Genomic DNA, 13373 nt, shown 5'->3' on the forward strand with positions numbered 1-13373 from the left:
CGGGATCCGTTCCGGAGGTATCGCGCTGGTGTCGACCGGTTCACCGAGCACGATCCGCGGGTTCGAGGCGGACGGTTGTGCCGGACGGGTGCTGCGGGGAGCCCTCACGTTTCGTTGTGTCATGCCTCCAGCCTGCTGGTCGGAACAGGGGAGGCGGATCCGTGCTGCTACTCAGGAGTTACCTATTGTCGGAGAACCGCTGGGCCGGAAGAGTGAAGTAGGAACCCCGGGATCAGCGGGCCGGCGGCTCGGTTTGCCCTGGCAGGTGGGTGAAAGCGGCTTCACCGCTTGCCCGGCTACCGGACCCGCGGGGCGAGTGCGCGCCCGGATCCGCGCGGGCACTTCGGTTGCTGCCGGCGATCTCCGGGGCACGATGTGTCCGCTTGTTCTTCGGTGTCGGTGGTGCGACGGTGTTTCGGAGCGGACGCTGGGCATCGCGGTGACTCCGGTACGAAAGGTATGGTCTAGACCATGTTGCGATTGAGTGGTGTCGGCGTCAGCGGCGGGCAGGCCGCCGGGCCCCTCGTGCGGGTGGCCGAACCCCTGCCCGAACCGACCGCCACCCCGGCGGTCGAGAACCACGATGCCGAAGCGGCCCGGATCGGCCCGGCGGCCGAAACCGTGGCCAACGGCCTGTTCGCCCGCGCCGCGGGAGTAGAGGGGGACGCGAAAGCGGTACTGGAAACCACGGCGGCCATGGCCATGGACCCGTCGCTGAGTTCCCGCGCCGAACAACTCGTCCGCCAGAACTCGCTGCCCGCCGCGCGCGCCGTGCTGGAAGCCGCGGAGGAGTTCGCCGAATCGCTGCGCGCCACCGGCGGCTACCTGGCCGAACGAGTGCGCGACGTCCACGACGTGCGCGACCGGATCATCGCCGAACTGCTCGGAGTGCACCCTCCCGGCGTCCCGCCCCTGGCGGAACCGAGCGTGCTGCTGGCCCGCGACCTCGCCCCCGCCGACACCGCCGACCTCGACCCGGAACTGGTGCTGGCCCTGGTCACCGAGGAAGGCGGGCCGACCAGCCACACGGCCATCCTCGCCCGCTCCCTGGGAATACCGGCCGTGGTGGCCGTGCGCGGGTCGCTGGCCGAGACCTCGGCCATCGCGGCCGAAGTGGACGGCGACGCCGGAACCCTGGGACTGTCCGAGGAACGGATCGCGGTACGCGCCCCCGAACGCGGCGGCGGAGAGAACTGGACGGGAACCGGAAGCACCTCGGACGGCCACCGCATCAAGATCCTCGCAAACGTCGGCGCGGCCACCGACGCCGCGGCCGCGGTGGCCTCCGGAGCCGAGGGCGTGGGGCTGTTCCGCACCGAGTTCTGCTATCTGGCGGTCTCGGACGAGCCGGACGTGGCGACACAGCGCGCGGCGTACGCGGAGGTCCTCGAACCGTTCGCGGGCAAGCCCGTGATCGTGCGCACCCTGGACGCGGGCGCCGACAAACCGCTCGGATTCCTCGACACCGGAACCGAACCGAACCCGGCGCTCGGGGTCCGCGGACTGCGGATCGCCTTCGACCGCGCGGACGTGCTGGACCGCCAGCTGGAGGCAGTCGCCGGGGCGGCGCGGGACTCCGGGGCCGAAGTCTCCGTCATGGCCCCCATGGTGGCCACGGCCGAGGAAGCCGCGTGGTTCGCCGAACGGGCCAGAGCCGCCGGAATCGCCCGTGCCGGGGTCATGGTCGAAGTCCCCGCCGTGGCGCTGGCCGCCGACGAACTGCTCCAGGCCGTCGACTTCGTCAGCATCGGAACGAACGACCTGGCCCAGTACACCTTCGCGGCCGACCGGCAGCTCGGCGCGCTCGCCGCGCTGAACGATCCCTGGCAACCCGCCCTGCTCCGGCTCATCGGAATGATCGGCAAGGCCGGAGTCGCCGCGGACAAACCCGTCGGAGTCTGCGGGGAGGCCGCCGCCGACCCGCTGCTGGGCCGCGTACTCGTCGGGCTGGGCGCGAGCAGCCTGTCCATGGTCGCCACGGCCGTGCCCTCCGTGGGCTCCGCGCTGGCCGGAGCCTCTCGGCGGAACTGCGAACGCGCCGCCGAGGCCGCACTGGCGGCCCCGGACTCGACGAGGGCGCGCGCCGCCGCCCGCGACGCGCTGGAGTGATCGAACCGCCCGGCGATTTCCCCCGCGAAGTCGTCGGGCACCACCACTGCGGAACTTCGTGGGGGTCTCTTCGGCGCGGGCAGCGCCGAAACCACCGACCTGGAACCCGGTCAACCTGAACGGAAAACTTCGCTGACGCTTTCCTGCCGTATCGGTGGCCGGTGTGGTGCTTTCGGCGCCGGAACGACTACGTTGCCCACCGGTGCCGCCGCGAGAGGTTCCGCCAAGCGACTACCTGATCAAGGGGCGAACAGAAAACCTCAGTCGATCAGCCCTCCTGCTGCTCGCCCTCCTGGTCGAGGCCGTGCTCGATCGCGTAACGAGCCAGCTCGACGCGGTTGTGCAGCTGGAGCTTGCGCAGCGTGGACTGCACGTGGTTCTCGACGGTGCGGTGCGAGATCACCAGCTTGTTCGCGATCTGGCGCGCGGTCAGCCCCTTGGCGACCTGGCGGAGCACGTCGGTTTCCCTGTCGGTGAGCTGCGGCGGCTGCGGAGCGGAGTCGTCGGGGCTGACGGCCATCCTGCGGTACTCGCCGAGCACGAGCCCGGCCAGCCCCGCCGTGAACACGGCGTCACCGACGGCGGTGCGCCGCACCGCGTCCACCAGCTCCTCCACCGAGGCCGACTTGACCAGGTACCCGGAAGCACCGGCCTTGACCGCCTCCAGCACGTCGGCGTGCTCCCCGCTGGCCGAGAGCACCAGGACCCGGGTCCCCGGGATCTCCTGGGTGATCTGCCTGGTCGCCTCCACTCCGGAGGTGTCGCCGAGATTGAGGTCCATCAGCACCACGTCGGGACGCACCGTTCGCGCTATCCGCAGCGCCGACACGGCATCGCCCGTGGTCGCGCCTACATCGAAACCGCGTTCGGTGAGATCCCGTGCGACACCGTCCCGCCAGATCGGGTGGTCGTCGACCACCATCACCGAAATCCCCGAGCCAGTCATGCCGTCGCTCCTCCGTGCTGCCCACGTGCCCGATCCCCGCTGTGCGCGGAATCGCCACGTTCCGCTCCGGAGCGGGGAACCTGGATCTCCCACTCGGTCCCCTCGCCCTCGGCCGTGTCCAAGGTGATCGTCCCACCCAGACTCTCCACACGACCACGGATCGACTGGGCCACACCCATCCTCCCCTCGGAGGCGGCCCGCTCCAACCGCCCCTCGGGGATGCCCGGGCCGTCGTCGCGGATGCTGAGCACCACCTCGTCGCCGAGGTCCTCCAGCAGCACCCAGGCCTGGGCCCGCGGCCCGGCGTGCTCCGCGACGTTGTGCAGGGCCTCCCTGGCCACCGAGAACAGCGCCGAGGCGTCGGCCGCGGGAAGAGTGACCTTCGTGGCGGGAACCGAGACGCTGACCCGCCCGCTGCCGAGCGCCCGCAGCTGCCCGGCCAGGTCCGTGCTCCCGGTCGAAGTCTCGACCGGACCGGTGGAGACCAGCGCACGCAACGCCGTCTCCTGCTCACCGGCCAGCGCGGCGAGCTCGGCGGCCTCCCCGCCCAGCTCGCGTCCGCGCCCGCGCACCCGCGCGAGCACCTGGAGCACGCTGTCGTGGATGTCCCTGGCCAGCCGTTCCCGCTCGGCAGTGGCCGCCTCGGTGCGCAGGGCCTTCGCGAGGCGCTCCGTGGAGGTCCTCGCAGTGTCCGAGGCCAGCCCGAGCAGCACGCCTATGGTCACGTGCAGGATCGTGTCCATCCACATGTTGGGGTCGATGTAGCCGCGCATGGCGAAGTTGGCGCCCGCGGCGACTGCACCGCTGAGCAGTCCGCTGAACGTTCCCCACTGTACCGCGGCCGCCGTGACCATCGAAGCGTGCCAGATGGTGACCACGGTGGGCTGACCGCTTCGCAGCTGCTCCTCGGTGAGCACGAGGTAGCACGCCGCGAACAGCACCATGGGCACGACCTGGTCCACGACGACGAGGAAGTTGGTCCGGCCGGAGGGTTTGCTGTAGCGCCAGCACGTGAAGGCGGTCCAGAACACCATCCCCACCATGACCACCACACCGAGCGCGGGACGCTCGTAAGCGGGGAACATGATCACGAACCACACGAACGCGTAAAGCAGTGCTATCACGCGGAGCCCGTTGTGCGCCCTCCACAACGGAATCCGGCCGTCGGTGACCGTCTCCCCCCGCTCGGAAGCGGAGTTCCCGGAATCGGCCCCCGGGGTGCCGCGTGCCACGATCGTCCGTAACAACCCCGACTCCTCCTTCCGGGACGACTCACCGGCCGGCCCGTCCGCGTCCGTTCGACGACTGCCCACGCTGCCCAACTTCGGAAATCCTTTCCGGCTGACTTGCCAGGGGCCCGCCCGTTCCGACGGCTGCCGCCCCCCGTCCGTTCCGCCGCCGCGGCATTCGTGGAAGCCCGCGGGACATCCTGCCGCAGCGCCGGAGGGAACCGCGGAACGGCCGAAGCCGTCCACGGAGCGGGAGACCTCCCGAGTCCGGTGGGAAACACCGGCTCACGAGCGGGATGGTGCGGACGGGAGCGGCGCTCGGTACGGGGCCCGCTCCCCGAGAGGGCCTGGCAGGGTTGGGGTGATTGTGCACACTGTCCTTCCGGGCGGTGCGGGGAACTCGGACCGCGTTCCCGGCCGGTGCTCGTACGAGGGTTCCCGCAGAGGAGCAAGGGGAGGAAACCGTGGGGGAATGGCCACTGTGGAGACTGCGGCCCGCGGCCCTGTGGTACGTGCTCGTCGTGCAGCTCACGGCGGTCGCGTCGATCTCCGCCGTGGTCGTGGTGACCGAGCGCCCCACCGCGGAGGAGCTGCACGAATTCGGCGCGCTCGCCGTTACCGGAGGCGCGGTGATCGTGGGGACCTCGCTGTCGATCCACCTGCGGGACGGGATCAGGCGCAACCCGTGGACCATCCACGTCTGCTACCTCGTCGCCGGGCTGCTGAGCCTGCCCCCGAACCTGCTCGTGCTGCTGCTGCTCGGACCGGCGCTGCACGGAGTGCTCGACGTGCGGGACGCGCCGCACCGCTGGATGTTCATCAACGCGGCGACCGTGCTGGCCACGTTCACCGCACGCGCCGTGCTGGGCTGGGAAAATCCGCACTGGTCCTTCTGGGCGCTGTTGGCGGCGTGCGCCACCCTGCTGCTGACGCGTGCCGCGCTCGTCGCGACCGGCTTACGGCTACGCAGCCCGCAGGCCCCCAAGTCCGATGTGCTCGGTGACCCCATAGACGTGCTGCTGGGCATCGTGGCGATCAGCCTCGGAGTGCTGATCGCCGTCGCGGTCGAGTTCCACCCGGCCAGCGCGCTGCTCGCGGCCCCGCCGATGGCGCTGCTCGACCTCGCCGGGCAGCTCCCGCAGTGGCGGCGTTCGGCGCAGCGCGACGGAAAGACCGGCCTCGTGAACGCGATGCACTGGGACAAGCTCGCGCGCACCGAACTGGCCAAAGTCGGCTCCCGAGGTCAGGAAGCCACCGTTCTGCTGCTGGACCTGGACCACTTCAAACGCGTCAACGACGAACTCGGGCACCTCGCCGGGGACGCGGCGCTGGCCTCGGTGGCGCTGATGCTGCGCGGCAGTGTGCGCAAGGGGGACCTGGTGGGCAGGTTCGGCGGCGAGGAATTCGTGGTGCTGCTGCCCGAGGCCGGCATCGAAGCCGCGGGCGAAGTCGCCCACCGGATCAGGAGAGCCACCGCGTCGCTGTCCGTGCCGGTCAGGGACACGGCAGGCGTGCAGCACCAACTCGACGACCTGACCATCAGCATCGGAGTGGCCGGAACCGCGCGCCTCGGGTACGAACTCGGCGACCTGCTCGTGGCCGCCGACGCGGCGCTGCTGGAGGCCAAAGCCGCGGGCAGGAACGCGGTCACCCTGGCTTGAGAGTTTCCGTGGTGCGGGGCGCCGGGGTGGGACTTCTCGGCGCCCCGCACCGCCCGCGCCGAGACGACCGGGCCTGCCAGGCCGAGTGACCGCCCAAGCAAACCGAGCCGTCGGACCTCGGTCAGGGGTGCCGCTCGGTTTGGTCCTCATCGGAGGGATCCGGCGTCCGTTCGTCGTCCGCCCCCGATTCGGTTCCATCGTCCTCGTCGCCTTCTCCCGATGAGTCCCCCTCCTCGGAAGAACCGGCCAGGGAACGCACCGCGGAGTTGAGCATCGCCATCACCGGAACGGCCAGCAGCGCCCCGATGATGCCCGCCGCTATGACACCGACACTGATCGCCAGCACCACCGCGAGGGGGTGCAGCCGCACCGCGCGGCCGATCAGCAGCGGCTGGAGCACGTTGCCCTCCAACTGCTGCACACCGAGCACCACGGCCAGCACCAGCAGCGCCGCGATCGGCCCGTTGGCCACCAGTGCGACGAGAATGGCGACCGCGCCGGAGGCCACCGCGCCGACGATCGGGATGAACGCGGCCAGGAAGACCAGCGCCGCCAGCGGCACGACCAGCGGCACCCCGATGATCGCGAGTCCGAGCCCGATGCCGAGCGCGTCCCCGATCGCGACCAGGCCGGTCGCGCGGATGTAACCGACCAGGGACTCGAAGCCGCGCGAGCCTGCCAGATCGATCCGGGGACGCACCGACTCCGGAAGCGGGCCGATCAGGAAGAGCCAGATCCTCCGCCCGTCGTGCAGGAAGAAGATCAGCGTGAACATCATCAGCAGCATCCCGGTCAGGAAGTTGCCGACCGTGGTCGCCGTGGCCAGCGCCCCGCTGGTCAGCTGCTGCTGGTTGTCCTCCAACCAGGTGCCGACCTGGCCGATGTAGTCGTTGATCTGTTCCTGCCCCAGGTGCAGCGGGCCGCTGGCCAGCCACTCCCGGATGGTGTTCAAGCTCGCGGTCAGCTGCCGCTGCAGGTCCGGCAGGCCGAGGATGAAGGCGTTGATGACGAAGCTCAGAATGCCGCCGACGGCGGCCAGCCCCCCGACGAGCACCACCGCCGTGGCCACCCCTCTGGGCACGCGCAGTCTGGTGAGCATCGAGACGGCCGGAGCGAGCAGGGCGGACAGCAGGAGTGCGATCGCGACGGGGATCACCACGACGGAAAGCTTGCCCACGATCCACCCGAGGGCGTACAGCATCCCGAAAATGATCAGCATGCGCCAACCGATGGCGGCGGTCAGGCGGATGGCGGGGGGGACCCTGGCGGCCTCGTCGGAATTCGTGACCTTGATGGCGCTCACACCGTAACCGTATCTGCGTTGGAGGGGCGGTTGGTACGACCAGTCGATTTCGGACGCGGTCGGCCACGCCCGGAGTCGCCTCCCCTCGGCGCAGCTCGGACGTGCGGAGCCGGTGCCGCGGGCCGGATCGGCGGCGAGTCGGGAGCGGCCGGGCGGGAAACTCCGAAGTGGATGCGCGGAGTACTGGACCACTCACACGATGTGAGTAACTCGGCGCGGAGCGGATGCGTTTCCCGGAGTCGTTTTGGAAGAGTGATCCTCGGTAATCCGCTTGGAGCGCCTCGCTTCCGTGAGGTTCCCACGGTCCGGAGAACGGCCGTGCGGAGCACGATCACGGAGCCCGGGTGGCCGGACGGCAGCGTCCGGACGTACTCGGCGGTGTTCCGGCGGGAACGCTCTCCGAAGGAGGCCGCGGAGTCCGATGTCCGTTGACGATCAGACTTCGGCAGGTGACCGCCAACGGCGGTGGCTGTGCCGTGCGCTGATCGTGGTCGGCGGCACGGTGGCCGGCATATCGGCCGCCTGTCTGTTCGGATCCGCCCAGGCCGCCGCTTCCGGAACCGACTCCGTGGAGGACCGCGGAGCCCTCATTCGGCTCGACCGCTCCTCCGCTCCGGAGAACGACGAGCACCCCGACAGCGGTGAGCGACGGCTCGACCGTGCCGACGGGCCGCTGCGGAACCTGTCGCGCACCCTGACCGGACAGGACGGTGCGGAAGGACGTTCCGCCCCGAAGGAACCCTCCGCCCCGGACAGCAGGCGACCCCGTTCCGAAGCCACCGCGGACTCCGCTCGCGAACCCCGCGGGGAGGATCGGCACGACCGTGACTCGGAACGAGAACTTTCACTGGAACCGGTGCTCGACCCCGTTTCCGAAGGAGTGGAGACGGTGCGGCGCGGAGCCGAGCCCGTGCTCCGGCCCGTCGGTCACGTCACCGGCACGGTGCTCTCCGGTGCCACCGGAGAGGAGTCGGTAACCGGAGTCGTGGAATCGGGCCTCGGTCGGGTGAGCGACTCGCTGGGAACGGGCGCGGCGGAGAACGTTCCGCCCGATGCCGAGCAGCACACCGAACACCCCCCGGCCGACGGTCTCGGCCGGACTCCGAGTCCGGCCGAGAACACCGCGGCGGGCCCCCGTCCCGACGGCGCCGAGCTCTCCGAGCGGGAACCGAACCTCACGAAACGTTCGTTCACCGCCAGGACGACGGTGCAGGACCGCACAACCGACGACGCCGGCAAGCGCGGCGGACAGCACCGGAACGCCCACCGCCCCGGTGACCTGCCCCCGTTCCCGTCCGGCGGCTGTGGCTGCGGTACCGACGCGAGCACCCCGGGCGGCGGTGGCTCCCCCGGATTCGGACTGACCGGGTGGACACCGGCTCTGCCGACCGACACCCAGGAATTCGACTCGCCGAGGATCTCGGGCGTCAAAGCTCCCGTGGAATCCGACGGCCCCCAGCCGGGAACCACCCCCGACTGAATCTTCCGGCCGCCGAGGCGACGCGTCCCCACACGGCTCGTGTCCGCGCAGGACCCCCGAGCCCCGGGCCGACGCACGCGTACGCCCGCGGCATCGATCGACGCCCGGAAAAGTTCGACAGCGGATCGAGCACCGAAAGTGCTCCCCCACCTCTTCAAGCGATTCAGCAACAGGCTTGCGTGCAGGACTCATTCCTGACGCGGGAGAAAAGTCCGAAGGAGAGTTTCATGCAGACTTGGGCCAGGCGAGGCGTGCAGGCAGCACTGGTCACCGGCGGAATGCTCGCGGCCGGTACCGGTGTCGCGTCGGCCTCGGGGGACTGCCCCGAGCGCCCGACCTCCCCGCTCGACGAACCGCGGACCCCGGCCGAGGCCGCGGGGGACGGCACCCCCAGCCGAAGCGGGCTGTGCTTCGCGGGGGAACTGTTCCCCGACCAGGAAGAAACGCGGATCCTACCGGCCCTGGGCGGTGAGCGGGAACTCGACGCCAGGCTGGCCGAGGCGGAGACCCTGGTCGGCACGATCGCCCCGATCACCGACGAACCCGTCGAAGCCGAGAACGAGCGGACCCTGCGGATCCCGCGCATCACGGAGGAGCGGGCCCCCGACCCCGCGGCCGACACCGAGCGGCAGTGGATCCCGCCTCAGGAGCTCCCGGAGAGGCACCGCTCCCGCGAGGCGCCCACCTCGGGACCGGCCTCCGCCGGAACGGACTCCCCCGCCGGAGCCGCCGCGCCGTCGGCCCACCTCACCCGCGGGCACGTGTCCACGGGCAAGCAGCCCAGGGAGCGGTCACGCGGCAGGCACGCGGCCGACTCGGGAGATCCGAAACCGGCCGAGGGGTTCCACCGGTCGCTGAGCTGGTCGGGTCCCATAGGAAGCGTCTCCGAGACCGGCCCCTCCGGTGAGGCGGAGGACGTCGACCGCGCAGAACCGCGACGTTCCGCCCTGGTGGTTCCGAGCAGTGATCCCGCGGAGTCCCCCGGGCTCTCGGAACGCTCGGGAGGGCTCCTCTCGATGTGGCGGCAGGCCAACCCGGACGGGATGCTGGCCACCAGCGCGGTCGACCTGACGAGCGTGGGCTTCGAAACCGGTCCGGATCTGCGAACCGTTCCGGACGAGGTGTTCCGCTCGGCGCTGTCGACCCGGACCGCGAACCGAGTCCGCGCGGCGGAGGACTCCGCACCGCTCGAACTGCCCGGTGAGGTGCACCAGCGGGTGGAAGAGATCCCGGCGGACGTCGATCCGGCCCTGCTGTTCTCCGAGTTCCCCGGGGAAGCCGCGGCCGAGCCCACCCGGGGTCCGGATGCCGGGACCACCTTGCCCGGATTCGGCGAGCTCAACACGCTGGGAGGAAACTCCGAGGCGGGCGAGTTCTCCAGGGTCGCCCGGGCCCTGAACGTCGACGGTCCCGACGCGCTGCGCGGGAGCGCTCCGGAGGAGGAGATCCGGTTCTCCGCCTTCCCCGAGCTCTCCCCGGCGACGGTGCGGGCGGTCGACGAGTTGGCCGCGGCCATGCCGGAACGCAAACAGGTGGCCTCCAACCCGTTCCGGGAGACGACGACCACGCGGAACGCGGACAGGGACGCGGAACGGAAGGAGGACGGGGGCATGGCACTTCCCGTGCTGGGGAAAGCGCTGAGCTTCCAAGCCGCCGAGGGCATGACCATGCCGCTTCCCGCGCTCGACGCCAACGGCACGCCGAGGTTCGGCGCGCCGGACACCGCGGCGATGCCGCGGGGCGCGTACAGCCGGGCCTGACCACACCGGATGTACGTGTCCGCCCCGCGCGGCGGTGACCGTTTCGGCGATTGTCGGTTGCCGCTCGCCGCGGGGGAACAGGGGCCGGGAAGCCACGAGCTCCCCGGCCCCTTTTCAATGGTTCTGCTCGGTCCGCTCGGGCGGTCCCGTGGCGGTGCCGACTGCCAGGGCGGCTACGAGCGGTTTCGTCGCTCGAAGGGGCCCTGGGAACTTCGGTACGTTTCGCGCGAAACGTTCCCACCGCGTGGGCCGGGTGGAGCTCCGGCGCTGCCGCGCCGGAGCTCCGAGTGCCCCGCTCGGGCGGGACTTCGCTACGAGTTCCGGGCGCTCGCGGGGTCGGCGGAATCCAGTGGGGGGATGTCCGAGACCCTGCCGGACTTCCGGTCCGCGAAACCGCGCCAAGCGTGGTACAGGAGGAAGGCGAGTCCGAGGTAGACGTAGGAGTTTCCGATCAGGTGCTCGAAGAAGTTCCAGGTGAGCTCCTTGCCCTCGCCCTGCGGGACCGACCAGTGCGGCCCGATCATGTAGAGCTCCGTGGCCAGCGCCGTTGCGATCAGCAGCGGCCAGTCCCGCCGCGCGTAGCCGTTGCCGAACAGCAGCACCAGCCCCGGAACGATCCAGACCCAGTGGTGCGACCACGAGATCGGCGAGACCAGCAGGCCGAACACGGCGTTGAGGACGAGCGCCGTGGGGAGGTCGCGCTTGCCCACCCGGGGGGACAGCGCGGACAGCATCCCGAAAACGGTCAACGCGGCGGCGAGCAGGATCAGCACGGCCAGCCCGCCGGACTGCCACGGTTCGGGGACGGCGAGCTTGGCCAGCAGGGAGCGCAGCGAGACGTTGCCCGCGTAGATGGACGCGTCGCCCTCGAACTGGGGGCCGAAGGAAACGTCACTGCTGCTGAAGACCTCGTGGAGCCAGAACCTGCGCGCGTCGTCGAAGGCGAGCAGGAACCCCAGCGCGACCGTGCCGAGCAGGCTCACCAACGCGGTGACGATCGTGCGGACGTCACGGCGCAGCAGCGGCAGCAGCAGAAAGACCGCGGGGGTCAGTTTGAGGCCCGCGGCGATTCCGATCAGCAGGCCGCGCGGGTAGGGCAGTTTGCGCTGCCCGTCGATGCGCCACAGCGAGTCGACGGCGACCAGCGCCATCAGCACCAGGTTGATCTGCGCGTAGGTCAGCGTTTCGCGGACGGGCTCGATGATCGTGGCCAGCGGCAGCACCGCCGCGGTCAGCAGTATGGTCCGTTCGCGGCGGCGTGCGCTGAACGGCGCCGCCCGCAGCACCACGTAGAGCGTGCTCAACAGCGCGAGGTGACTGACGAGCATGATCGCGGCGACGGCCTTCGTCTTGGACACCAGCGCCAGCGGGGTGAACACGATCGCGGCGAACGGCGGGTAGATGAAAGGCAGGTTCAGGCCCGACTCCGTGGGGGGAAGGTCCTGGTAGACGGGCATCCCGTTGAGCCAGGCCCGTGCCCCGAGCTGGTAGACCTCACCGTCTATGTGTCCGTGCGGGTTGATCGCCGAGACCATGACCAAGGCGAAGAACTCGCACAGGACGATCACCGGAATGATCCTGCGGTGCTCGTGGATCAGTCTCGCAAGGGGTCCCCTGTTAGAGGGAGGCTCGGTAGGCCGCACTCTTCCACCGCCCGTCGGTTCCACTCGTGTGTCGACTGCTCGGAAAACGACACCAGATTAGGAGGTCAGCTCCCGGACGGGGGCTCCCCACCGTGTTCACGCACTTGTTGTGGAACCGTTGTCCTGTGGATGAAAATCGATCATTCGGAGTGCTTTTTCCGCCTGTGTGTTGACGCTATGTGAGTAGCACAACGAAAAAACACCATGACGTGTGGTAGTCGGACTCTTGAATTTGGCCCCGTCACAAGGGGAGGCTCAAATTCACTGCTCCATCTGGTGGGGAGGGTAGCTCCGAATGAGTGTTGTCTATGCCACTAGCGCATCCCAGCTCACCGGAGTGTGGGATGAACTCATCATGGGACTGACCGCCGGATTCATGCTCACCGACGAGCGGGGTCAGGTGCTGGCCACCAATGACGCCGCCGCGGACCTGTTGCGGCTAGACCGCACCGAGCTGCTCACCGGGTCACGTCCCGATGGTTGGGCCATGCGGGACAGCACGGGCGCGCACCTGCCGGACTGGTCGGATCTGACCAGCCAGGTGCTGCGTACCGGCACTCGCATGTCCACTCCGGTGGTCGTTACCGAACACGGCGCGCCGAGCGGGCACGTCTGGATGGATTACCAGCCCGTCCGGATGCACTCGCAGCAACGCGTGCTGATGTTCCTGCAACCGGTGGACACCGACGTCTCGCACTCGCGGGGGATGGTGGATCCGCTGACCGGTCTTCCCGGTCGTGTACTGCTGCTCGACCGGTTGGACCAGGCACTGGCCAGGGCGCGTTCTCGCGGGACACTGGCGACGTTGGTGCTGGCCGACGTCCGCAGGCTCGAACAGTTCAACGTGGAGCACGGCTTCGCCCAGGGCGACGAGTTGTTGACCGTGCTGGCGGGGCGGCTGCGGCAGAGCCTCAGCGACGAGCACACCGTCGCCCGCTACGGGGGCGACGAATTCGCCCTGGTGGTGGAACATCCCAGCGGGACGGGCGCCGAGATCGCCGAGCGGGCCCGCGGTGCCGTGGTCCGGCCGATGCGGTTGGAGAACAAGCAGATCAGACCGAGCGTTCGGGTCTCCTGGGTAACCAGTGACGGTAACGCCTCGGTTCACTCGGTGATCAGTCGCGCCGAGCAGCAGTTGGAGAACTGAGCTCGTGTTCCGGCGAACGGATTCCAGCGCTCGGGTGTTGTCCACGGGCAGGCACCGTGCGATCCGATCCGGGTGTCGCTCTCGGCACCGCGCAG

The 13373-nt window shown here is 70.0% G+C and carries 9 protein-coding genes; 5 read left to right on the forward strand and 4 right to left on the reverse strand.

Annotation, left to right across the window (positions count from 1 at the left end; all coding sequences use genetic code 11):
• Nucleotides 1-471 precede the first annotated feature (471 nt).
• Nucleotides 472-2109 carry a phosphoenolpyruvate--protein phosphotransferase gene (gene ptsP, locus FHR84_RS20355; RefSeq protein ID WP_179537139.1) on the forward strand — a complete coding sequence of 546 codons (1638 nt, stop codon included), beginning with the start codon at nucleotides 472-474 and terminating at the stop codon, nucleotides 2107-2109.
• A gap of 268 nt (nucleotides 2110-2377) precedes the next feature.
• On the opposite strand, the gene FHR84_RS20360 is transcribed toward ptsP, so the two are convergent.
• Nucleotides 2378-3055, reverse strand: coding sequence for a response regulator (locus tag FHR84_RS20360; RefSeq protein WP_179537140.1), 678 nt, complete (start codon nucleotides 3053-3055; stop codon nucleotides 2378-2380).
• Nucleotides 3052-4302: a MacS family sensor histidine kinase gene (gene macS / locus FHR84_RS20365; protein ID WP_179537141.1), complete on the reverse strand. Its 1251-nt coding sequence runs from the start codon at nucleotides 4300-4302 to the stop codon at nucleotides 3052-3054. The genes FHR84_RS20360 and macS overlap by 4 nt, the downstream gene beginning before the upstream one ends.
• 446 nt (nucleotides 4303-4748) lie before the next feature.
• Here macS and FHR84_RS20370 point away from each other — a divergent pair, with 446 nt between their 5' ends.
• Nucleotides 4749-5945, forward strand: a complete 1197-nt coding sequence (locus tag FHR84_RS20370; RefSeq protein ID WP_179537142.1) for a diguanylate cyclase — start codon at nucleotides 4749-4751, stop codon at nucleotides 5943-5945.
• Between the two features lie 121 nt (nucleotides 5946-6066).
• On the opposite strand, the gene FHR84_RS20375 is transcribed toward FHR84_RS20370, so the two are convergent.
• Nucleotides 6067-7248: an AI-2E family transporter gene (locus FHR84_RS20375; protein WP_179537143.1), complete on the reverse strand. Its 1182-nt coding sequence runs from the start codon at nucleotides 7246-7248 to the stop codon at nucleotides 6067-6069.
• Nucleotides 7249-7669: 421 nt separating this feature from the next.
• On the opposite strand from FHR84_RS20375, the gene FHR84_RS20380 reads away from it, so the two are divergent.
• Together FHR84_RS20380 and FHR84_RS20385 are read left to right on the forward strand one after the other, a co-directional pair.
• Nucleotides 7670-8728 (forward strand): hypothetical protein, encoded by a 1059-nt coding sequence (locus FHR84_RS20380; RefSeq protein ID WP_179537144.1) that lies wholly within the window; start codon nucleotides 7670-7672, stop codon nucleotides 8726-8728.
• A gap of 227 nt (nucleotides 8729-8955) precedes the next feature.
• Complete coding sequence (locus tag FHR84_RS20385; RefSeq protein ID WP_179537145.1) at nucleotides 8956-10488, forward strand: hypothetical protein; 1533 nt, start codon at nucleotides 8956-8958, stop codon at nucleotides 10486-10488.
• Between the two features lie 311 nt (nucleotides 10489-10799).
• Here FHR84_RS20385 and FHR84_RS20390 read toward each other — a convergent pair whose 3' ends face one another.
• On the reverse strand, nucleotides 10800-12056 hold the full coding sequence (locus FHR84_RS20390) for a glycosyltransferase 87 family protein (protein ID WP_343075358.1): 1257 nt from the start codon (nucleotides 12054-12056) through the stop codon (nucleotides 10800-10802).
• A 370-nt stretch (nucleotides 12057-12426) separates the two neighbouring features.
• Here FHR84_RS20390 and FHR84_RS20395 point away from each other — a divergent pair, with 370 nt between their 5' ends.
• On the forward strand, nucleotides 12427-13278 hold the full coding sequence (locus FHR84_RS20395) for a GGDEF domain-containing protein (RefSeq protein WP_246300849.1): 852 nt from the start codon (nucleotides 12427-12429) through the stop codon (nucleotides 13276-13278).
• Nucleotides 13279-13373: the final 95 nt, after the last annotated feature.

Origin of the sequence: Actinopolyspora biskrensis, assembly GCF_013408175.1 — a bacterium.
GTDB classification, from domain to species: domain Bacteria; phylum Actinomycetota; class Actinomycetes; order Mycobacteriales; family Pseudonocardiaceae; genus Actinopolyspora; species Actinopolyspora biskrensis.

Excerpts from the sequence above, each read along its gene's own strand:
- FHR84_RS20395 (WP_246300849.1), top strand. The coding sequence starts at position 12,427 with ATGAGTGTTGTCTATGCCACTAGCGCATCCCAGCTCACCGGAGTGTGG.
- FHR84_RS20385 (WP_179537145.1), top strand. The coding sequence starts at position 8,956 with ATGCAGACTTGGGCCAGGCGAGGCGTGCAGGCAGCACTGGTCACCGGC.
- FHR84_RS20360 (WP_179537140.1), bottom strand. The coding sequence starts at position 3,055 with ATGACTGGCTCGGGGATTTCGGTGATGGTGGTCGACGACCACCCGATC.
- ptsP (WP_179537139.1), top strand. The coding sequence starts at position 472 with ATGTTGCGATTGAGTGGTGTCGGCGTCAGCGGCGGGCAGGCCGCCGGG.
- FHR84_RS20380 (WP_179537144.1), top strand. The coding sequence starts at position 7,670 with ATGTCCGTTGACGATCAGACTTCGGCAGGTGACCGCCAACGGCGGTGG.